At 65.0% G+C, this 20,465-nt stretch carries 19 protein-coding genes; 10 read left to right on the plus strand and 9 right to left on the minus strand.

Features of this window, described 5'->3' with window-relative positions:
• Positions 1-137 precede the first annotated feature (137 nt).
• Complete coding sequence (locus BMX07_RS08380) at positions 138-932, plus strand: class I fructose-bisphosphate aldolase (RefSeq protein WP_090616708.1); 795 nt, start codon at positions 138-140, stop codon at positions 930-932.
• Between the two features lies 1 nt (position 933).
• A complete protein-coding gene (locus tag BMX07_RS08385; protein ID WP_090616710.1) occupies positions 934-1,803 on the plus strand; it encodes a class 1 fructose-bisphosphatase in 870 nt (289 codons plus the stop codon).
• 84 nt (positions 1,804-1,887) lie between these two features.
• On the opposite strand, the gene BMX07_RS08390 is transcribed toward BMX07_RS08385, so the two are convergent.
• Entirely contained in the window at positions 1,888-2,136 is a 249-nt protein-coding gene (locus BMX07_RS08390) for a DUF8119 family protein (protein WP_090616712.1), read from the minus strand.
• Positions 2,137-2,141: 5 nt separating this feature from the next.
• On the minus strand, positions 2,142-3,314 hold the full coding sequence (locus BMX07_RS08395) for a hypothetical protein (protein ID WP_090616714.1): 1,173 nt from the start codon (positions 3,312-3,314) through the stop codon (positions 2,142-2,144).
• 515 nt (positions 3,315-3,829) lie between these two features.
• Here BMX07_RS08395 and BMX07_RS08400 point away from each other — a divergent pair.
• Together BMX07_RS08400 and BMX07_RS08405 are read left to right on the plus strand one after the other, a co-directional pair.
• Positions 3,830-5,626, plus strand: a complete 1,797-nt coding sequence (locus BMX07_RS08400) for an acyl-CoA carboxylase subunit beta (RefSeq protein WP_090616716.1) — start codon at positions 3,830-3,832, stop codon at positions 5,624-5,626.
• 189 nt (positions 5,627-5,815) lie between these two features.
• Positions 5,816-6,166 carry a DUF5658 family protein gene (locus BMX07_RS08405; RefSeq protein WP_090616718.1) on the plus strand — a complete coding sequence of 117 codons (351 nt, stop codon included), beginning with the start codon at positions 5,816-5,818 and terminating at the stop codon, positions 6,164-6,166.
• A 34-nt stretch (positions 6,167-6,200) separates the two neighbouring features.
• Here BMX07_RS08405 and BMX07_RS08410 read toward each other — a convergent pair whose 3' ends face one another.
• Genes BMX07_RS08410 through BMX07_RS08420 form a run of 3 tightly spaced genes read right to left on the minus strand, consistent with a single transcriptional unit; the run spans position 6,201 to position 8,003 of the window.
• Positions 6,201-6,836 carry a PH domain-containing protein gene (locus tag BMX07_RS08410; RefSeq protein ID WP_090616720.1) on the minus strand — a complete coding sequence of 212 codons (636 nt, stop codon included), beginning with the start codon at positions 6,834-6,836 and terminating at the stop codon, positions 6,201-6,203.
• Complete coding sequence (locus BMX07_RS08415) at positions 6,814-7,479, minus strand: PH domain-containing protein (protein WP_394328388.1); 666 nt, start codon at positions 7,477-7,479, stop codon at positions 6,814-6,816. Before BMX07_RS08415 ends, BMX07_RS08410 begins: the two co-directional genes overlap by 23 nt.
• Positions 7,480-7,484: 5 nt before the next feature.
• Positions 7,485-8,003 carry a MaoC family dehydratase gene (locus tag BMX07_RS08420; protein WP_090616722.1) on the minus strand — a complete coding sequence of 173 codons (519 nt, stop codon included), beginning with the start codon at positions 8,001-8,003 and terminating at the stop codon, positions 7,485-7,487.
• A gap of 195 nt (positions 8,004-8,198) precedes the next feature.
• On the opposite strand from BMX07_RS08420, the gene BMX07_RS08425 reads away from it, so the two are divergent.
• On the plus strand, positions 8,199-9,077 hold the full coding sequence (locus tag BMX07_RS08425; RefSeq protein ID WP_175480091.1) for a carboxypeptidase regulatory-like domain-containing protein: 879 nt from the start codon (positions 8,199-8,201) through the stop codon (positions 9,075-9,077).
• A 267-nt stretch (positions 9,078-9,344) separates the two neighbouring features.
• On the opposite strand, the gene BMX07_RS08430 is transcribed toward BMX07_RS08425, so the two are convergent.
• On the minus strand, positions 9,345-10,745 hold the full coding sequence (locus BMX07_RS08430) for an NAD-dependent succinate-semialdehyde dehydrogenase (RefSeq protein ID WP_090616726.1): 1,401 nt from the start codon (positions 10,743-10,745) through the stop codon (positions 9,345-9,347).
• 121 nt (positions 10,746-10,866) lie between these two features.
• Between BMX07_RS08430 and BMX07_RS08435 the strand changes: the two genes are divergently transcribed.
• A complete protein-coding gene (locus BMX07_RS08435) occupies positions 10,867-11,079 on the plus strand; it encodes a DUF8106 domain-containing protein (RefSeq protein WP_090616728.1) in 213 nt (70 codons plus the stop codon).
• Positions 11,080-11,342: 263 nt separating this feature from the next.
• Here BMX07_RS08435 and BMX07_RS08440 read toward each other — a convergent pair whose 3' ends face one another.
• Positions 11,343-12,629, minus strand: coding sequence for a Cdc6/Cdc18 family protein (locus tag BMX07_RS08440; protein WP_090616730.1), 1,287 nt, complete (start codon positions 12,627-12,629; stop codon positions 11,343-11,345).
• 1,129 nt (positions 12,630-13,758) lie between these two features.
• Here BMX07_RS08440 and BMX07_RS08445 point away from each other — a divergent pair.
• From BMX07_RS08445 to BMX07_RS08455, 3 genes are all read left to right on the plus strand, one after another.
• Positions 13,759-14,613, plus strand: a complete 855-nt coding sequence (locus BMX07_RS08445) for an HpcH/HpaI aldolase/citrate lyase family protein (RefSeq protein ID WP_090616732.1) — start codon at positions 13,759-13,761, stop codon at positions 14,611-14,613.
• A 108-nt stretch (positions 14,614-14,721) separates the two neighbouring features.
• Entirely contained in the window at positions 14,722-15,978 is a 1,257-nt protein-coding gene (locus BMX07_RS08450) for a Glu/Leu/Phe/Val family dehydrogenase (protein WP_090616734.1), read from the plus strand.
• 122 nt (positions 15,979-16,100) lie between these two features.
• Positions 16,101-16,856 (plus strand): DUF6517 family protein, encoded by a 756-nt coding sequence (locus tag BMX07_RS08455; RefSeq protein ID WP_090616736.1) that lies wholly within the window; start codon positions 16,101-16,103, stop codon positions 16,854-16,856.
• Between the two features lie 117 nt (positions 16,857-16,973).
• Here the strand turns inward: BMX07_RS08455 and BMX07_RS08460 are convergent, their stop codons facing one another.
• A complete protein-coding gene (locus BMX07_RS08460) occupies positions 16,974-18,116 on the minus strand; it encodes an acyl-CoA dehydrogenase family protein (RefSeq protein WP_090616738.1) in 1,143 nt (380 codons plus the stop codon).
• Between the two features lie 69 nt (positions 18,117-18,185).
• Entirely contained in the window at positions 18,186-19,436 is a 1,251-nt protein-coding gene (locus BMX07_RS08465; RefSeq protein ID WP_090616740.1) for a DUF7544 domain-containing protein, read from the minus strand.
• Between the two features lie 205 nt (positions 19,437-19,641).
• On the opposite strand from BMX07_RS08465, the gene BMX07_RS08470 reads away from it, so the two are divergent.
• The gene (locus BMX07_RS08470) at positions 19,642-20,451 is read left to right on the plus strand and encodes an RIO1 family regulatory kinase/ATPase domain-containing protein (protein ID WP_090616742.1); all 810 of its coding nucleotides are present in this window, start codon (positions 19,642-19,644) and stop codon (positions 20,449-20,451) included.
• Positions 20,452-20,465: the final 14 nt, after the last annotated feature.

The following is a 20,465-nucleotide window of genomic DNA, read 5'->3' on the forward strand; positions in this document are numbered from 1 at the left end:
TCCCGGCCCGAACTGGAGATCCGTCGACTCGAGACGACGATCCGTCCCCGATCCCATCCCAACTTACTACTTTTGTACGTAATTTCGATAATCAGGACCATCAGAGATTTATAGCGACCCGTTGGACCGTCTTACAGATGATTCCGATCGACGACTCTCCGATCGTTCGCGACGGCAAGTCACTGATTCTGGCGATGGACCACGGGCTCGAGCACGGTCCCGTCGACTTCGAGGAAGTACCGGAGAAACTCGATCCGGCGACGGTCTTCGAGACGGCCACCCACGACGCCGTCACCTCGATGGCCGTCCAGAAGGGAATCGCGGAGGGGTACTACCCCAGCTACGAGGACGACGTCAACCTCCTCCTGAAGCTCAACGGCACGTCGAACATGTGGATGGGCGAACCCGACTCCGCGATCAACTGCTCGGTCGACTACGCGGCCGAGATCGGGGCCGACGCGGTCGGCTTTACCGTGTATAGTGGTTCGAACCACGAGGTCGAGATGTACGAGGAGTTCCGGCGGGTTCACGAGCAGGCCCGCGAGTACGACCTCCCCGTCGTCATGTGGTCGTACCCGCGCGGACAGGGACTGAAAAACGACACCAAGCCGAGCACGATCTCCTACGCGACCCGCATCGCCCTCGAGGTCGGTGCCGACATCGCGAAGGTCAAGTATCCCGGCAGCCCCGAGGCCATGGAACACGCCTGCGCGGCGGCAGGCGACATGATGGTCGTCATGAGCGGCGGCTCCAAGACCTCCGACTACGACTTCCTCTCGACCGTCGAGGCCGCCGTCAACGCCGGCGCGAGCGGACTCGCGGTCGGCCGCAACGTCTGGCAGCGCGAGAATCCGACCCGAATTCTCGACGCGCTCGAGGAGGTCATCTACGAGGAGGCGACCGCCGACGCCGCGCTCGAGGCCACCGAATAGGATGACGGTCTCCGACCCAGTCGTCGAGGCCGTCGTGGCGACGATCGGTCGCTCGGCGACCGAGATCCGACAGGGACTGATCGGCCGCCGCGGGACGGTCGCCGAGGAGAACCCGAGCGGCGAGACGCAGGCCGAAGCCGACGTCTGGGCCGACGAGGTGCTCGGCGATCGGATCGCCGGAATCGACGGCGTCGGCCAGTACGCCAGCGAGGAGCGCGCCACGGTCGTCGACTGCGGCGACGACCCCGCGTCGTCGGCGGCGTACGCCGTCGCCGTCGACCCCCTCGACGGCTCGTCGAACCTCAAATCCAACAACACGATGGGGACGATCTTCGGCGTCTACGACGCCGCGCTCCCCGCTCGCGGTGACACGCTCGTCGCCGCGGGGTTCGTCCTCTACGGCCCGATCACGACGATGGTGATCGCGACCGACGAGACCGTCACCGAGTACGAACTGTCCGGCGGCGAGCGGACGGTTATCGAACGCGATCTCACCCTCCCCGCGGACCCGGTCGTCTACGGGTTCGGCGGTCGCGTCCCCGACTGGCCCGACGACTTCCGCGAGTACGCCCGCGAGATCGAGTCGGAGCTCAAGCTCCGCTACGGCGGCGCGCTGATCGGGGACGTCAATCAGGTGCTCACCTACGGCGGCACGTTCGGCTACCCCGCACTCGAGTCCCGGCCCGAGGGCAAGCTCCGGCTCCAGTTCGAGGGGAACCCGATCGGCTACGTCGTCGAGCGGGCCGGCGGGCGATCCTCGAACGGTACCCAGTCGCTGCTCGCCGTCGAGCCCGACGCCCTCCACGAGCGCACGCCGCTCCACGTCGGCACCGACGCGTTGATCGACCGGCTCGAGGCGACGCTCGCGTAGCGGACGGCCACGGGCCGCAGGCCGCGAGTCGCGGGCTGCGTGACGCCGGGGACGTTCGAGTTCGGGTTCGGTTCCGGTTCGAGTTCAGTCGTCGCTCCCGCGGAACCAGGCGGCCGTCACGGTGACGTACAGCGCGACGCCGACGATCAGCGCGCCGTAAAAGACCCATCGCGGCCAGCTCGTCTCGAGGAACAGCAGCGTCAGGAAGAGGACCCACAGCGAGACCGCGACCAGGTCGAGGAGAAGCCGGATTCCACCGCTGACGACTGCTCCGACGGTGCGACGCGCGCGTCCGGCTTCGGTTCTCGTGGAACGGGTTCTGTCGTCGCTCATTCGTCTCAGAAGTGATAGCCGTGTTTCTCGGTCAGTCGATAGGCGCCGACGCCCCAGACGTAGCTCTGTCCGGGCCACCAGGTGCGGGCGTTGTTGAATCCCGCGACGAGCACGTCCTCCTCTTCGCCCTGCGGGTCGCTGTGGTAGCTCACCGAGCCGCTGTCGCCGTCGGTCAGATCCATCTCGCCGCCCCAGCGGATCTGCCCGCGGCGGCAGAAGTCGTCGGTGAAGCAGGTGACTGCATCGATACCCTGAATTCTCCCCGTGGTATGGCCGCTCAGGGCACCGACCTTCTCGAGTTCCTCGCCGCGGGCGACGAGATCCGCGAGGCCGAACCGGGTGAACTGGCCGCAAACGCGGGGACTCGACGGCGCGTCGATCCTGCTCGCCGGTTCGACCCAACTGTTTGGCTCGACGGCGGCGACGTCTTCGAGGGGATGATAGTGAACGACCGTCCCGAGTTCGAGCGGGTCGGTGTCCTGGCGCGGCAAGAACAGCGCGTCGTCGGTCGAGTCGTGTCTCTCCCCGAAGGCGTGGTCCGCCGTCACGAAGAACTGCCGCTGCCCGTCGGGATGGTACAGTGCGGGTCCGAGCGTCGCCATACTCGTCGGTGTTTCACAGGCCACGCCGCTCGGAACGGGGCCGTCCGAGGTGGCGTCGGCGAATCGCGGCTCTCGGGATTCGGGCCCTTCCTGAATCTCTTCGACGTCGATGATGGTCTCGGTATCGATATCGATCCCCTCGGCGACGTCGGTGACCATGTCGACCAGGGAGTGGCCGTCGCTCGAGACGCCGACGGAGACGGTCGCCGTGCTGCTCTCGTAGTCACCGGGGATGACTGCGCTGCCGAGGTACCCCGTAAAGGCGACCCGAGCCAGCAGTTCGTTCAGTTCGAACGCCTTCGTGACGGCAGCGTACCACTCGGCGGGGACGTGTCGCGTTCGTTCTCGGATCGACCACGGATCGGCGGGATCGTCCCTAACGAGCGCGGTGACGACGGGGACCTCGCCGTCGTCTGCCGCGAGGAAGTCGTCGACGCCGAGCCACTGGGCCATCCCGACGGCGAAGCCGCCGCTGACGAGGGTCCGAACGAACTCTCGCCGGTCCATCCCCGTCTCGACTCGATCGCGAAGCGTCGCGAGTCGCTGGACGACCCGCTCGGTCTGTGACTCCGACATACGCCGACTCTGCTGTTCGATCGCTGTGCTCCCCGTTCCGCCAACGGCTCTGTATACGGACACGGGATCGTAACCGTCACAACCAACGGCAAAATGGACGAAAGCGGTTCTGCCTGCAACTGCCGTCGAAGATACCGGGGCCATCAGTTGACGGATTCGATACTCTTTCGTCAGCGGCCGCAACGACGGCACTCGCCCCACGAGATGGCCATTCCCGATAGCGATACCCGACATAATGACTGCACGACTGAACGCGAGCCTTCGTGTCACGAGCCCGGTCAGTAGGAGCTGTCTCCGTGCTGGTGACCACGGAGGCAGAACGCACTCTCGATCGGCTCGCGCCGCGCCCGCGACGAACCTCCTCATCCCTCGCGGCGAGCTCCAACGATCGGTTCGGCGCGACCCGTTCTCTCCTCTCCTCTGTGTGGTCGACGCTCGATGCCACCGTGGCTGACTGGCTCGAGCGGTCACGTCTCGGGGAAAACGGTATTTGATCGCCCGACAGAGGCAGTAGCATGCGAGTCCGTATTGCGGCCAGTGCCGACGACGACGAGGCTGCGGCGATTGCGGCCGCACTCGCCGATCACACCGGCGAGACGGTCGAGGTATATCTCGGTGACGATGGGGAGCCGACCGCCGTACACGAACTCGAGCGGAAGGCCGGCGGCGGGTCGAACGCCGGCGTCGGGGACGACCCGTCGGCGTCCGAGACCGGCGGGGACGACCTCGAGCCGACGGCATGCGAGCAGCGATTGCGGGAGGAGATCGCCGACATCCTCGAGGGCGGCCCCAGGAAGTACAGGGACCAGCTGCCCGAGCAGGGGAAACTGTTCGTCCGGGATCGGCTCGAGCTGTGGTTTTCCGGCGCGGACAGCGAGTTACACTTCGAGGACGGCAAGTTCGCCGCGTTCGACGAGTGGCATCCGGACGGAACGAACCCCGACGAGGAGACCGACGACCGGCTCCCGGCGGACGGGCTCATCACGGCCGCGGCCACGTTCGAAGGGCGGGACGTCCACGTCATGGCCAACGATTACACCGTCAAGCGGGGCAGCATGGCCGCCAAGGGCGTCGAGAAATTCCTGCGGATGCAACAGCGCGCGCTCAAAACCGGTCGACCGGTGTTCTACCTGATGGACTCGTCGGGCGGTCGGATCGATCAGCAGACCGGCTTCTTCGCCAATCGCGAGGGGATCGGGAAGTACTACTACAACCACTCGATGCTCTCCGGCCGGGTGCCCCAGATCTGCGTTCTCTACGGCCCCTCCATCGCCGGGGCCGCCTACACGCCGGTCTTCGCGGACTTCACGATCATGGTCGAGGGGATGTCCGCGATGGCGATCGCCTCGCCGCGGATGGTTCGGATGGTCACCGGCGAGGAGATCGACCTGCAGGAACTCGGGGGACCGCAGGTCCACATGCGCGAGTCGGGTTCGGCGGACCTGATCGCCGAGGACGAGGACCACGCCCGCGAACTCGTCGCGCAGTTGCTCACCTACCTGCCGGACAACGCGGACGAGAAACCGCCGAAGCGGGACCCCAACGCGCCGGCGAACCCCCCCGCAGGGATCGACGCCGTCGTCCCCCAGCGACCCGATCGGGGGTACGACATGACCGACGTCATCGATCGGATCGTCGACGAAGGGTCGTACTTCGAGTTACGGCCCGATTACGGGCGCGAGATCGTCACGGCGTACGCCCGGATCGGCGGCCGCCCGGTCGGTATCGTCGCCAACCAGCCCGCCCACCGCGCCGGTGCGATCTTCCCCGACGCGGCCGAGAAGGCCGCCGAGTTCATCTGGAAGTCGGACGCGTTCAACATCCCCTTACTCTACCTCTGTGACACTCCCGGCTTCATGGCCGGCTCGCAGGTCGAGAAAGACGGCATCTTGGAGCAGGGCAAGAAGATGATCTACGCGACCTCGTCGGCCACGGTCCCGAAACAGACCGTCGTCGTCCGCAAGGCCTACGGCGCGGGCATCTACGCGATGGGCGGTCCCGCCTACGATCCCGAGAGCGTCATCGGGCTGCCGTCGGGCGAAATCGCCATCATGGGGCCGGAAGCGGCGATCAACGCCGTCTACGCGCGCAAGCTCGCCGAGATCGACGATCCCGACGAACGCGAACGGATGGAACGGGTGCTCCGGGAGGAGTACCGCGAAGATATCGACGTCCACCGGATGGCCAGCGAAGTCGTTATCGACGAGATCGTCCCGCCGAGCACGCTGCGCGAGGAACTGGCCGCCCGCTTCGACTTCTACGCCGATATCGAGAAGTCCCTGCCGGACAAGAAACACGGAACGATTCTGTGAGCGTCGCCCGCCGCTGTGCGCCGTGAGCTCCGCACGCTCGTTTGCTACTCGCCCGCAGCCAGTTACGACCCCTTAACGAGGACGACGTTTCCCATACGGCTGTCATAACAATACCCCGCCTGCTGGAACCGGAGCGTGCTCCCGGTGGCACGACGAGCGACGATCCGGTTCGATTCCGGCGGGGAGCCTATGAGTTCCGAGAACGCCACCCTCCATCATCGTCTCCCCGGCGACGTGACGGCCGTCGACCTCGAGCGGCTGTGCTGGATGCTCGTGGCCGTCGCCCTGCTGGCCGACGTCGTGACGACGTTCGTCGGCCTCCAGGTCGGACTGGCAGAATCGAACCCGGCCGCCCGCGGCGCGATCGAGGGCTACGGCGTGGCCGGGATGCTCGCCCTCAAGGCGTTCGCCGTCGGCATCGGCCTCGTCGGTCGACTCCTCCTCGAGCCGGAGTATCGACCGATCGTCCCGGTCGGACTCGCGGTCCCGTGGCTCGCCGCGGCGATCCTCAACCTCTACACGATTTCGACGGTCGTCTAACCGGGCCGGACGCGCTCGACCGCGACCGCGTCGATTACGGACGCTCGAGGCGCTGTCGCCACGCTCGGACCTCGTCGAGGACCGTGTCCCACTGGTCGCGTCCGCCGGGGATTTCGGCCCCGGTCAGGCGCTCGCGCTCGGCCTCGAGCCGATCGCGAACTCGACCCGGGTCTTCGACGTTCCAGAACCTGATCTCGGTGCCGCTGGCGGTCTCGAGCGTGACGGTCCCGTAGCCGACGATCCGTCCGATCGGATCCTGTTCGACGGTCGTGTTCTGAATTCGCTCGAGGGAGACGGTTCGAACGGTCCGTCCGAAGACGCCGTGCCGCGTCGCGGCGACCGCGTTCGTGACGACGAACGCCGTCCGGGAGACGCGGGCATACTGCCACAGCGCCGGTGCGACGGCGATCGGGAGGCCGACGGCGGCGAGGATCGGCAGCGCGTCGACGGCGATCGCGGCAACCAGGACTGTCGTTCCGACGAGCGCGAACGCGACCCACGGCAGCACGGTCTGGATTCGCGGCCCGCCCCGCCAGCGGATTCGTTCGTCTGCCGCAAGGGGGAGCCACGACGGCTCGGACACGACCCCCTGCGCGGGCTGCCCGCCGTCTGGCTCTGTCGCAGTCTCGACCGATTCCGAGCCGCGCTCAGACGGACTGGTCCTCGTCATACTCGTAGGAGTGCCGATCGGTGGCCTCGCGGTCGGTCGGTTCGGTGGAGCGGTCGGCCGTCGGCCGATCGCCCTCGTCACGCGGCTGGCCGGTCGGTCCGTCCTCGACGGCCGCCCGAATCGCCCGGAGTTCGGTCAGGATCTCCTCGAGGACGTCGGCTTTCGTCCGATCGTCGGCGGACTCGCCGCGCTCGCGGTTGATCCGTTCGCTGATCCGCTGCTGGAGATCCTTCGGGTCGGGTACCGAGTTGAACGCCATCTCGACGCCGGAGCCGCCGGCGGTGCTGACTTCGACGGTCCCATAGCCGAAGTGGGTGCCCAGCGCGGTCTGACTGTACGAGATGTCCTGGACCTTCTCGTGTTCGATCCGCTTGACGTCCCGCGAGAGCACGCCGGTTTTCTTGTACAGGGCACGAGTCGTCACGACGTAGTGGGTGTTCGTCACGCGAAGATACTCGCTGACGACGATGACGAGCCCGATCAGGACGATCGAGAGCGGGATCCCGATCGCGAACGCCGGAATGAGCGTTCGTCGATCCGGGCCGCCGGCCCAGAGGATCTCCTCGTCGGCGTCCAGCGAGAGCCACTCGAGGTCGGCGTCGGCGTCGATGTCAGTTTCGACGTCCGCGATATCGGTGCTCACGGCGATCACTCTCCGTCCCTTTCTTCGTCCCGACCCTCGCTCTCGGTCCCGTCTTCGTCCGCGGTCGCGTGCTCGCGTTTCAGCGAGAGGACGGTCCGGTCGAACTCGCAGACGAGCGGCTCGTCGGGGTCGTCGATCTTGAAGGCCTCGACGTGCATGGTGACGACCCCACGCTCGCCATCGCTGGTCTCGCGCTTGTCGGTGACCGTCGACTGGACGCGGATCGTATCGCCGTGGAAGACCGGGTTCGGATGTTCGACGTCGTCGTACGAGAGGTTCGCGACGATCGTCCCGTCGGTCGTCTCCGGAATCGAGACGCCGACGGCCAGCGACATGGTGTAGAGGCCGTTGACCAGCCGCTTGCCGAACTCGGTGTCGGCCGCGAACGCGGAATCGAGGTGCAGCGGTTGCTGATTCATCGTCATGTCACAAAAGCGCTGATTGTCGCTCTCGGAGATCGTTCGTCGACGCTCGTGCTCGATGGTCTCGCCGACCTCGAACTCCTCGTAGTACAGTCCGGTCATGGCTGTCCTGTCACGCAGGCCCCATAAAAACGCGTCGTCCGCTCCGGCGAGAACGTCTCGATCCGTCGGAGACGAGTCGAAAACGGAGACGTTCACCGGAATAGTCATTATTCGTGAGGGAATACCGTCTCTCGAGTTGTCTGAAACCGTATGGGTGGGATGAGAAGACGGATAGGTGCCGTTGCGATCTCGGTCATGGTACTTCTCGCTCTGTCGACCGCGACCGTCGCTCGGCCGGCTTCCGCTGGGGCAGCGTTCGAACCCCCGTCAGAGATCCGAACGGTGACCGCGGCCGAGACGCCGACCGAGATCGGTCACGCGGCGGCGGTCCGTTCGGCCGCCGGCGAGAATACGGGCCGTCTCAGCGGACGGGTGACTGACGAAGCGGGAAATCCCATTATGGACGCGACGATCACAGTCAACGGTACCGGGGGGAAGACGACGCCGAGTAGCGACGGATACTACAGACTGAAACTCCCCGAGGGAACGTACGAGGTCACCATCTCGGCGGACGGCTTCCAGCGGGAAACGGCGACCGTGACCGTCACGTCCTCCGATTGGGCGCGCCTCGACGTCACGCTCTCGGTGCCGACGACCGCGGTGTTCGGAACGGTGCGAAACGAGACGGGAACCCCGATCGAGAACGCAACGGTGGCGATTCGCAGTGTCGGGGCCGAGACGGTGACGCGTTCCGACGGTGCGTACGAACTGGTCGTCCCGCGAGAGCGACACACGCTCGAGGTGAGCGCGGCAGGTTACGACAGCCAGCGCGTTGTGATCGAGACGGAGAATCGTCGGTCGCTCGAGCGAAACGTGACGCTCGCACTCGAGATCGACGAGGAAGCGAACGGCACGACGAACGAATCTGTGACGAACGAGACACCGGACAGCGATACGGCGAACGAAACGGTCGCCGAAGACGAGTCCGGTGCCGACTCGGAACAGCCGGCTGCTGGGAAGTCTCCGTTTCTATATCGACCGCTCGACCTGCTACTGTTTGCCAGTCTGTTCCTGGCTGTCCTGGTCACAGCCACACTCGTGGGGTTGTACCGCGACCGTTCGTACCGGTCGTGAACCGAACACGGTCTCCCGGTTCCCCGTGAGCAACGAGGGTCCGTTTCTGTCGGGATTCCGCTCGCCGATCGATCGCGATCATCGAACGGGGTACGATCGGGATACCGGTCGTCGTCCACTCCCCGACAGCAGCCAGACACCGACCCAATCCTCGCTATCGAAGGACGATTCTGAGTCGCGGCGTCCTGTACGCCCGGCTCTCCCGGAGAAAGTGCCGTGGGGCTGTGAAGAAGTCCCCGAGAAAGGTACCGTCGACCGCTTATTACGTCACTCCACCATCTCCGTCTCCTCGCCGGCGTCCTGCTGGACCCAGATCGTCTTCGTGTTCACGAACTCGCGAATCCCGTGGCGTGAGAGTTCGCGACCGTAGCCCGAGTCCTTCACGCCGCCGAAGGGCAGTCGCGGATCGGACTTGACGAGTTCGTTGACGAACGCCAGTCCGGACTCGAACTGACGGGCGACTCGCTCGCCGCGCTCTACGTTCTCGGTCCAGACGCTCGCGCCGAGGCCGAAGCGGGTGTCGTTGGCCTTCTCGATTGCGGCCGCCTCGTCCGGAACTCGGAAGACGGTCGCGACCGGACCGAACAGCTCCTCCCGATCTGCGGGTGCGTTTTCGGGAACGTCCGTGATCACCGTCGGCGGGTAGAACGCGCCGTCGCGGTCCATCGGTTCGCCGCCAAGTTCGATTTCGCCGCCCTGATCGACGGTTTCCTGGACCTGTTCGTGGAGGTCCGCCATGAGATCCTCGCGCGCCTGCGGGCCGATGTCGGTCTCCTCGTCCATCGGATCGCCGACGACCTGCTCGTCCATCGCCTCGGTGAACCGGTCGACGAACTCGTCGTAGACCTCGTCGACCACGATGAACCGCTTCGCGGCGATACAGGACTGGCCGTTGTTGATGAGCCGCGCCTGCACCGCCGTCTCGACGGTCTGCTCCATCGGCGCGTCCTCGAGGACGACGAACGGGTCGCTCCCGCCCAACTCGAGGACGTTCTTCTTGAGTTGACTGCCAGCCGTCTCGGCGACCGATCGACCGGCCCCGTCGCTGCCGGTGATGGTGACGGCCGAGATGCGATCGTCCTCGATCACCGCGTCGATCTCGCTGGAGCTGATCAGGAGGGAGGTGAACGCGCCCTCGGGGAAGCCGGCCCGCTCGAAGACGGCTTCGATGGCCCGGGCGCAGCCGGGGACGTTCGAGGCGTGTTTCAACAGTCCGACGTTGCCGGCGGCGAGGGTGGGGGCCGCGAAGCGAAACACCTGCCAGAAGGGGAAGTTCCACGGCATGATCGCCAGCACCGGCCCGAGCGGCTGGTAGGCGACGACCGTCCGCGCGCTCTCGTCGCTGGCGATGACCTCGTCCTGCAGGTGTTCCGCGGCGGTTTCGGCGTAGTAGTCGCAGACCCACGCGCACTTCTCGACCTCGTCGTGCGCCTGGCCGATCGGTTTCCCCATCTCCTCGGTCATCAACTCCGCGTACGTCGCCTCGTTCTCCCGGAGGACGTCGGCCGCCCTCGCCAGCAGCCGCTGGCGCGTCTCGATCGGGGTGTCGCTCCACTCCTCGAAGGTCTCCGTCGCCCGCTCGAGGTGATCGTCTTGCTCCTCGTCCGTGGTCTCCTCGAAGCTGTCGACCACGTCGCCCGTCGCTGGATTGGTGCTCTCGATGGACATGGCGTGATCGACGGCGACGAACTGCTTAGTACGCGGGGCTGCCTACCAAAGGGCACGGTCGATCCGTCACGATCGTTCGTTTCGCACAACCCCTATTGGCCTCGGCTCTCTAGTACCGACCATGGCAATACACACGTATCACGACGATGCTCACCCGCCGCCCGAGCGGCGAAAGACCGTCCTCTTCTGTCCGGAATGCGGCCACGAAAGTCCGATTACCGGCGACTGGAACACCGACGTGTCCGGTGACGAGCGAGTGCTCGTCTGTACCGCGTGCGGCTCCGTCGTCGACCGTCGATCCCGACGTCGGACCGACGTCGTCGAAGCGACATAACGCGGGTACCAGGCTATTCTCGGTGGGTCGGATCGAGGCGTTCGTGGACCATGCGCATTCGCACCGGTCGACGGCCGTCCGCGAGCGCACGAACCGGCTGCGAGCGCACTACCGCGGGTTCTGTAGGAGTGCTGGAGCGAGCGCTGCGGGAGCACTATCGCGAGTGCTGCGGGAGTACCGCTGGGGGTCCCCCACCCCTCGTTCAGAGTGAAAACGCGCTCGAGCGACGTGGGGGTTTCGGATCGCCGGATCAGCGTCGCGGCTCAGGAAAAGGAACCCAGATTCGCGTCGCGGTTCGCCGTCGACGGGCCGTTTTCGCCGAGTCGATCGTACGTCGGTAGCTCCTCGAGCGCGGCGTCGCGGCGGACGGCTTTGACGATGTGTTTCGGGTCAGTGACGAGTCGATGCAGGAGGTAACTCCCCTGTGATCGACCGCCGCCGGTCTTCTCGGACTCGATAACGCCGAGAAACGCCTGTTCTTTGAGCTGGCGATAGAGTCCGTTCTCGGTGATCGGATCGTTGGCGACCAGTTCGCAGATGCCGACGTAGCGCTCGTAGATCTCGCGGGTCTTGTAGGTCTCACGATCACCGGTGATGATACGGCTCGCGAGCGCGTACAGCGCGAGTTTCGCGTGGACGGTCGCACCGCTGGTGAGCTCCTCGATTCGATTGATCTCGGCGACCTCCTGTGCCTGTTGGATGTGATCCTCGGAGACCGTCTCGCTCCCGGTGCGGCGGGCGAGCTCTCCGGCCTCCTTGAGGATCTCGATGGCCTTGCGGGCGTCACCGTGTTTCTTGGCCGCGAGGGCCGCACAGAGCTCGATCGTCCCGTCCTCGAGGACGTCGGGCTGGAACGCGTCTTCGCGGTTGCGCATGATCTCGCGGAGTTGGGAGGCGTCGTACGGGTGAAAGAACAGCTCCCGGTGCCCGAAGCTGCTGTCGATGCGCTCGTCGAGGGTCTCTCGATACTGGACCTTGTTACTGATCCCGATGACGCCGATGTAGGCGTCCGTCTTCTGTGCCTCGCGAGCGCGGGAGAGTTGCATCAGAATGTTGCTGTTGTCCAGTTTGTCGATCTCGTCCAGGATGACGATTACCGCGTCGAAGCAGTCCTCGAGAATGCCCCAGATGTGCTGGTAGTACTCCATCGTCCCGACGCCTCGAAGCGGGATGTTCTGTTCGTACCCGGTCTGTTCTTTCAGACTGAGCGCTAACTGGCGCGTGGCACGCGTCTCGGTGTTGGCTTCGGAACAGTCGACGTAGAGAACGGCACAATCGATATCGTTACTCCGGGCGGCATCCTGGGCGCGAGTGGCGACGTGGCGAGAGATAAGACTCTTTCCGGTGCCGGTTTTGCCGTAGATCATCACGTTGTTCGGCGGGTCCCCGCGCGTGATCGCACCGACCTCGGCAGCGACGGATTGGATCTCGTCGTCCCGCCCGACGATTCGGTCCTCGTCGGGGACGTGGCCGACGTGGAGAAGTTCCTTCCGATTGAAGATGGGGTCGTGAGATTGGAAGAGCGGGTCCCCACCGGTCTGCTCAGCCATGTTTCCGTTCTGGAAGACAGTCTTTATAAATCTATGGAAGGTAGTTCAGACTGATAATCGAGCAATAGAGCGTCGAAAAGCGGAGTATCGTCCGTCTTCGTCCTGATCGACCGATCTGCCGGATGCAGACTGAACTCGGCCTCGCAGTGCGACGCACCCCTCGTTCAGAGTGAAAACGCGGGGATGGACGGTTCGCCGAGACGATTTATTCACAGTATTGAATGTTTTGTCATCGGATTTTATTGCATCTTCGCGTTCACGGTAGTCGTTCTTTCGTGTTCACGTTAGCCGTTCTTTTGCGCTCACGGTGACCGTTCGAACGAAGTCGATCACGCGGTAGCCGTTTGAACGAAATCGGTCACTAGACGGGGCCGGTCGCTAGACGTCGGTACGTGACGAATGGTATCGAGTTGCGTTGGAGAACGCAACAAACGATATCGGGAAATCACGTCGGGAGAGTGTCAGTTCGGAAGGAATCGACGACTGCGTTCGATCGTCCGCTCTCAAGCGACCGCCCTCGAGCGTCCGCTCCCGAGCGCACTGAATGTCGTCTGTATGCCGATCCTGTTCGACCCACCCCGTCCGAACGGCTTTTCACTCTGAACGAGGGGTGGGGGTCCCGCCACGTCCTCGCTGAGCCGTCCATCGAAGAGACGGAGAACGAAGGGAAGTTAACCCGGCCAGTGTTGGCCGGAGTCCAGAACAGCCAGCGTCGGCCGGAGTCCAGAACAGCCAGCGTCGGCCGGAGTCCAGAACAGCCAGCGTCGGCCGGAGCCCAGAACAGCCAGCGTCGGCCGGAGCCCAGAACAGCCGGCTTCGGTCAGAACCGAGACGGATTCGCGCCGTCGGGTTCCGTATCACTCTGAACGAGGGGTGGGAACGACTCGCGTGCGACCGCCGATCTGAACGGAGTGGAACCGACCCCACGCCACCCTCCCCTTTCACTCTGAACGAGGGGTGTCCGTCGCCACGACGGCCTCCCGCCGTCGCCGACTCGAGCACTCGTCGGTGGAGGACGGCCCGCTCCGCGTGACGGTTCCCGATTCCCGCCGTTCGCGCGTCCCTCGAGCGACCGGGGACGTTCGCCGCCATACCGACGACTTTGATCCTGGACCGATAACACGACGATATGGTTCGCAGAAGCGTACTGTTCACGCCCGGTGACCGGCCCGAAATGTGTCGGAAGGCACCGACGACGGGGGCCGACGTTATCGTCTTCGATCTCGAGGACGCCGTCGCTCCACAGCGCAAGACGGAGGCCCGCGAGGCAGTTCGAGACGTACTGACCGATCCCGAGTTCGATCCCGACTGCGAAGTGTGCGTTCGGGTCAACGCGACCGACCCGACCCGAGCAGCCGATCTCGAGGCGCTGTTCGAAGACGGGCCGATCGCGTCGCTCGAGAGCCTCATGCTTCCGAAGGTCGGCTCGCCGGACGACGTTCGCGCGCTCGTCGACGACCTCGGCGCGGACGTCTCCCTGCCCGTCCTCGCGCTGCTCGAGAGCGCGGACGGCGTGCTCGCGGCTCCCGAAATCGCGGCCGTGCCGGCGACCGACGCGTTGGTGTTCGGCGCGGAAGACCTCGCGGCGGACATCGGTGCGACCCGGACCGCAGCGGGGACCGAAGTACTCTACGCGCGAGAACGCGTCGTGCTCGCGGCGGCGGCGAACGATTGTCCGGCGATCGACACCATCGTGTCTGACTTCGAGGACGAGGCTGCACTGCGCGAGGACGTCGATTTCGCGATCCAACTGGGGTACGACGGCAAACTCGCGATTCACCCTGCGCAGGTCGGGCCGATCAACGAGGCGTTCACCCCCTCGGCCGAGGAACGGGAGTGGGCCGACCGCGTCCTCGCAGCCAAACGCGAGGCCGATGCCGAGGGCCGCGGCGTGTTCGCGGTCGACGGCGAGATGATCGACGCACCGCTGATCGCACGCGCCGAACGGATCCGAAACCGTGCCGAGGCGGCGGACGAAAGGTGACCGAATGATCAGCATAAAAGGCGATAGTAATAATTAAAATATATAGATCTACACTCACATGGCAGATATTCGCTACGCTTATACATCGGGTGCCGGAATTACTCAGGTATGAGCGACGATACCAATCCGTTCGAGAGCCTCCAGTCACAGATCGAGGACGCTGCGAACTACCTCGACATCGGCGACGACGTGATCGAACGGCTCAAACACCCCGAGCGGGTCCTCGAGACGAACCTCACGATCGAACGTGACGACGGCGACCTCGAGCGGTTCAAAGCCTTCCGTTCCCAGTTCAACGGCGACCGCGGGCCGTACAAGGGCGGCATTCGCTACCACCCGCAGGTCTCCCGGGACGAGGTCAAGGCGCTGTCGGGCTGGATGACCTACAAGACCGCGATCGTCGACATTCCCCTCGGCGGCGGCAAGGGCGGTATCGTCATCGATCCCGACGACTACTCCGAGAGCGAACTCGAGCGGCTCACCCGGTCGTTCGCGAGGGAGCTGCGGCCCATGATCGGCGAGGACCGGGACGTCCCCGCCCCCGACGTGAACACGGGCCAGCGGGAGATGAACTGGATCAAGGACACCTACGAGACCCTCGAGAACACGACCGAACCGGGAGTCATCACGGGGAAAGCGATCGATTCCGGCGGCAGCGCGGGCCGCGTCGAGGCGACCGGCCGCTCGACCGTCCTCGCCGCGCGCGAGGCCTTCGACTACCTCGACAAGGATCTCGAGGGTGCAACCGTCGCCGTCCAGGGCTACGGGAACGCCGGCTGGATCGCCGCGAAGCTGATCGACGAGATGGGGGCGACCGTCGTCGCCGCCAGCGACTCGACGGGCGGCATCTACAACCCCGACGGCTTCGATCCGGTCGCCGCGAAAGACCACAAGATCGAGACCGGCAGCGTCGTCGGCTACGAGGAAAGCGAGGAGGAGCTCACCAACGAGGACGTGCTCACCCTCGACGTCGACCTGCTGATTCCGGCCGCGCTCGAGAACGCGGTCGACGCCGACCTCGCCGCCGACGTCGAGGCCGACGTCATCTCGGAGGCTGCCAACGGCCCGCTCACGCCCGCGGCCGACGAGGTGCTCGAGGGGAAAGACGTCTTCGTCATCCCGGACATCCTCGCGAACGCGGGCGGCGTCACCGTCTCGTACTTCGAGTGGGTCCAGAACCGCCAGCGGTTCTCCTGGTCCGAGGAGCGCGTCAACGAGGAACTCGAGACGATCATCGTCGACGCCTTCAACGCGCTGGTCGAGACCTACGAGGAACACGACCTCGAGAACCCCCGAACCGCTGCCTACGTCGTCGCGATCCAGCGCGTTGCGGACGCGTTCGAGGAAGCCGGCAGCTGGCCGTAACGCACACGCGATTCGATCACCGTTGAGTTGCTCGGTTCCCTCCCGTGTATTACGTCCTCCAGTGATGTTGATTGATCACATTCCAACAAACACTTACCAACTGAACCCCCATTCATAGGGGAATGAATCGACGAACCGTCATCGGGGGGCTCGGCGCAGCGGGTCTGGCCAGCCTGTCGGGCTGTCTGGGACTGCTCGGACTGGACGAACACGAATCGTCGCCCGCGGGCGTCGAGGCCGCCGCTCGCGACGAGACCGGCTACGACCAGACGGCCATCGAGCCGCTCTCCATCGACCGCGACGTCGGGCCGACGGACGCGACCGTCACGGTCACGAACCACATGACCAAACACGAGAAGGCCGTCGATATGGGCCCGCTGGGAAGCCAGCGCGGTGCCATCTTCAACGTCCTGACGACGCCGCAGGTCAGTATCCTCGGCAAGGAGCTCAACCCCATCGAAGAGATGTCGACGCAGGAGCTCATGGATCTCGTCAGGGACAACTACGACGGGATCAGCAACATCTCCGAGGGCGAGGACACCGACGTTACGATCCTCGGGGAGTCGACGACCCAGACGCGGTTCACCGCCGACGCGGAGTTCGACGGTCGGGACGTCAACGTCGCCATCCACATCACCGAAGCCGTCGAGGCCGGCGAGGACCTGCTCGTAACCATCGGTGTCTATCCCGACTACGTTGCGACGCAGGAAGAAGAGAACGTTCGGACGCTCACAGAAGCGGTGACCACCGACGTCGACGAGGACGCCTCGAGCGGCGACGCCGGGTCGGACGCCGACGGCGGGAACGAGAGCGACAATTCCACGACCAAGAGCACGGACGGGAGCGACAACGAGAGCGACGACGGTATCCTCGGCTGATCGGCCGCGTCGTGGCTCGATCGGCCGTGTCACAGCCGAAACCGGCCACACCAGCCGATGCGATGGTCGCCACTCGAGCCGACGGCAGCACGATTCGAGACCGACCGTTCGACGGCTCTAGAGACCAAGCTCCCGACCGAGCACGAGGTGCTGAATTTCGCTGGTTCCCTCTCCGATCTCCATCAGCTTCGCGTCCCGGTAGAACCGTTGCGGGGCGAAATCGGTCGTGTAGCCGTATCCACCCAGCACCTGCACGGCGTCCTCGGCGACCTCGCGGGCGGCCTCGCTGGCGTCGAGTTTCGCCAGGGCCGACTCCCTGGTCACGGGGTCTCCCTGATCGTACGTTCGAGCGGCCTTCCGAGTGAGCAACCGCGCGCGCTCGGTCTTCCGGTACATGTCGACGATCGTGTCACGGATCGCGTCGAACTCGGAGATCGGCTGGCCGAACTGCTCGCGTTCCGTGCTGTAGCGTTTCGCGTGCTCGTAGGCACCCTGCGCGAGGCCGGTCGAGAGCGCGGCGATCGAGATGCGCCCCCCGTCGAGGGTCGTTTTCGTCTGCTCCCAGCCGTCTCCCGCCGCACCCAGCAGGCGGTCCTCGGACAGGCGCACGTTCTCGAGCGAGATTTCACACGTCGGCGACGCGTTGAGCCCCATCTTGTCCCAGACCGTCGTCACCTCGAAGCCGTCGTCGTCGCGGGGATCGACGATGAACGTCGAGATCCCGTCGTAGCCCGCGTCGGGGTCCGTGACCGCCTTGACGAGGATCGACCCGGCCTCGGTGGCGTTCGTGATGAACTGCTTGGTCCCGTCGAGGACCCACTCGTCGCCGTCTTTCACTGCGGTGGTATCCATGTCCGACGCGTCGGAACCGCTCCCGGGCTCGGTCAGCGCCCATCCGCCGAGGTACTCGCCCTCGGCGAGCGGCCGGAGCCAGCGGTCCTTCTGGCTCTCGGAGCCGAACAGTTCGATGGGCTTCGAGGCGAGTGACGTGTGTGCGACGTAGGAGAGCCCGATCGCGCCGGAGACGCGGCCGAGTTCCTCGGCGACCAGTGCGTACATGAGCGTATCCCCGCCGAGTCCGCCGTACTCCTCGGCGATCGGAACGCCCATCATATCGAGATCGGCGAGCTGGTCGAAGATCTCCGCGGGAAACCGGTGTTCGTCTTCGATCTCCTGTGCGATCGGTTCGATCTCCGTCTCGCAGAAGTCGCGGACGGTTTCCCTGATCATCCGGTGTTCGTCGGGTAGATCGACGGCCATACGCAATACTTGCCGGGGTGCGGAATAAACGCACCGACGAGGCACGCCGGGGACGGACCGATCGCGTCGTTACCAGCCGTCGCGATCGTCGCGATCGTCGCGATCGTCGTCCGATTCACTCGAGTCGTTCCATCGATCTGGACCGCCCCACGAATCCGCCCCGCCGTCGTCTCCGCCGGAGGTGCCGTCGTCGCGCGTTTCGTCCGTCGAATCCCAGCCGTCGGAACCATCGCTATCCGAATCCCAGCCGTCGGAATCGTCGCTATCCGAATCCCAGCCGTCGGAATCGTCGCTACCCGAGTCCCAGCCGTCAGAGCCGTCGTCTCCTGAGCCCCAGCCGTCGGTTGGTCCGTTCGGTCCCCTTCGATCGTCGTCGGTATCGCCACCGCGGATCGCGGCTCGCTGGTCGGGGATCAGGTCGAGTTCCGCGTCCGTGTCGCCGAGCACCAACAGCGCGTAGTACCGGAGATACGTGACGAGCGGGACCTGCACCAGAAGCACCACGAAGATGATCAGCGGAACGGCGAGGAGAACGACGATGATCCCGATGATCGGGATGAGAGCGATCAAGATGAGGGGGATCGCGAGGACCAGGAAGACGACGAGAAGGACGATCCCGAGCGCGAATGTGAGTACAAACTGAACGATCCAGACGAGAACGAGATAGGCGAGATACTCCTTCCAGTTTGCGGTCATCGTCGGCCAGAACCGCTTCCAGGCGGCGACGACGCCCAGATCCTCCTGCAGCATCGTCGGTGCGACGAAGACTGTCGTGAACCGGCTGATGACTGCGTAGACGAGGTACACCGGTATCCCGAGGAGTATCATCAGCCCGAATATCCCGAACGAGACGCTCCCGGTCAGGAGGTACGTCGCGAGAATGGGACCGCCGACGATGACGAGGGCGATCAGTCCGATCGCGATACGGAAGCCGAAGAGGCTGACGCCGAGTCCGAAGTTGCGCTTCGTGTACCGGCGGATGTGAACCTCGCCCGAGCGTAGTGACTCGAGCAGCGTGAACTCGAACAGTGCGCTCAGCAGACCGAACACGAGGCCGATGGCCACGACGATGATCCCGACGACGATGAGTATCGGGAGCAGCTCACCGATGTCGACGCCCGCTCCGGGGTCGGTCTCCGGCCCGGGCGTCGGCTCGCCGCCGAAATCACCGCCACCGCCGGGGACCGTCGGGCTGCCGAATCCGATACCGCCGACGAAAAAGACGATGATCGCCAGTTTGACCCACATCCCGAGACTGGCCGATGCCAGAAACGATCGCGTCACGTCGATCGCGTCACTCAGATCCTTGGTCGCAAACATTTTCTTCAGATAGATATTCTCTCCTGTTAATATTATCTATTCGGTGACCGGCCGGGGTCGGGGATCGGCGAATCCGGCATCGATACCGGATTCGGTTACCGAACGCGATGGTTACTGGCGGCCGATACGTTCGCCCGGTACGATCGATACCTTCCTCCGACAACACTTCGAGGAGCATTTAACGACGACACGCGACAGTCTCCGTATGGACATCCGCCGGCTCGCACGAGGATCCGTCGAGTGGAGCCGCATCGAGCGCGTCGCTCGCACGCTGGCGGAACGCTACGACCGTGAGTGCGTCCGCGTCGAGTTCCTCGAGGCCGACAACTGGCTCTCGACGCCGTGTGTCATCGATGACCAGTGGTTCGTCAAGATCGTCTCCCGACAGAACGCGCTGGTCCACGCGGTCCTGACGACCGGCCGGAACGTCGGTGCGTTCTCCTCGGGCAGCGAGGGGTTTTTCGACCGGTTCGATACGCCCCGCGAGATGGTCGAACACGAGTACGACGCGACCGAACGGATGCGCGAAATCGGGATCAACGCGCCCCGACCGATCGACGCCTTCGAGGTCAACGGACTCGGCGTCCTCGTCCTCGAGTACCTCCCGGAGTTCGAGTCGCTCGACGACGTCTCCGACGACGCGGTGGCTCGACGAGCGCCGGAACTGTTCGGGATGCTCGCGACCTTGCACGAACACGGGCTCGCTCACGGCGACCTCCGGGCGGAGAACATCCTCCTCTGTGACGGCGAGTTCTACTTCATCGACGCGACCAGCGTTCACGACGACCGTGTCGACGAGACCACCGCGTACGATCTGGCCTGCGCGCTGGCCGTCCTCGAGCCACGCATCGGTCCGCGGGAGGCCGTCGACGCGGCCGCGACCGCCTACGAGCCCACACACTTGCTCTCGGCACGGGAATTCCTCGACTTCGTCCGACTCCGACCCGACCACGAGTTCGACTCGACGACCCTGCGCAGCGAACTCGAGAAGGCGGCCGACCTTGGCGGACAGTGACGGGAACCGACGGC

This window comes from Natrinema salaciae, from assembly GCF_900110865.1.
GTDB lineage: Archaea > Halobacteriota > Halobacteria > Halobacteriales > Natrialbaceae > Natrinema > Natrinema salaciae.

Coding starts and splice junctions, on each gene's coding strand:
- BMX07_RS08420 (WP_090616722.1), bottom strand. CDS start 8,003: ATGACCGGACTGTACTACGAGGAGTTCGAGGTCGGCGAGACCATCGAG.
- BMX07_RS08445 (WP_090616732.1), top strand. CDS start 13,759: ATGGTTCGCAGAAGCGTACTGTTCACGCCCGGTGACCGGCCCGAAATG.
- BMX07_RS08440 (WP_090616730.1), bottom strand. CDS start 12,629: ATGGCTGAGCAGACCGGTGGGGACCCGCTCTTCCAATCTCACGACCCC.
- BMX07_RS08405 (WP_090616718.1), top strand. CDS start 5,816: ATGAGTTCCGAGAACGCCACCCTCCATCATCGTCTCCCCGGCGACGTG.
- BMX07_RS08400 (WP_090616716.1), top strand. CDS start 3,830: ATGCGAGTCCGTATTGCGGCCAGTGCCGACGACGACGAGGCTGCGGCG.
- BMX07_RS08460 (WP_090616738.1), bottom strand. CDS start 18,116: ATGGCCGTCGATCTACCCGACGAACACCGGATGATCAGGGAAACCGTC.
- BMX07_RS08395 (WP_090616714.1), bottom strand. CDS start 3,314: ATGTCGGAGTCACAGACCGAGCGGGTCGTCCAGCGACTCGCGACGCTT.
- BMX07_RS08470 (WP_090616742.1), top strand. CDS start 19,642: ATGGACATCCGCCGGCTCGCACGAGGATCCGTCGAGTGGAGCCGCATC.
- BMX07_RS08380 (WP_090616708.1), top strand. CDS start 138: ATGATTCCGATCGACGACTCTCCGATCGTTCGCGACGGCAAGTCACTG.
- BMX07_RS08385 (WP_090616710.1), top strand. CDS start 934: ATGACGGTCTCCGACCCAGTCGTCGAGGCCGTCGTGGCGACGATCGGT.
- BMX07_RS08435 (WP_090616728.1), top strand. CDS start 10,867: ATGGCAATACACACGTATCACGACGATGCTCACCCGCCGCCCGAGCGG.
- BMX07_RS08425 (WP_175480091.1), top strand. CDS start 8,199: ATGGTACTTCTCGCTCTGTCGACCGCGACCGTCGCTCGGCCGGCTTCC.
- BMX07_RS08465 (WP_090616740.1), bottom strand. CDS start 19,436: ATGTTTGCGACCAAGGATCTGAGTGACGCGATCGACGTGACGCGATCG.
- BMX07_RS08450 (WP_090616734.1), top strand. CDS start 14,722: ATGAGCGACGATACCAATCCGTTCGAGAGCCTCCAGTCACAGATCGAG.
- BMX07_RS08430 (WP_090616726.1), bottom strand. CDS start 10,745: ATGTCCATCGAGAGCACCAATCCAGCGACGGGCGACGTGGTCGACAGC.
- BMX07_RS08455 (WP_090616736.1), top strand. CDS start 16,101: ATGAATCGACGAACCGTCATCGGGGGGCTCGGCGCAGCGGGTCTGGCC.
- BMX07_RS08390 (WP_090616712.1), bottom strand. CDS start 2,136: ATGAGCGACGACAGAACCCGTTCCACGAGAACCGAAGCCGGACGCGCG.
- BMX07_RS08410 (WP_090616720.1), bottom strand. CDS start 6,836: ATGACGAGGACCAGTCCGTCTGAGCGCGGCTCGGAATCGGTCGAGACT.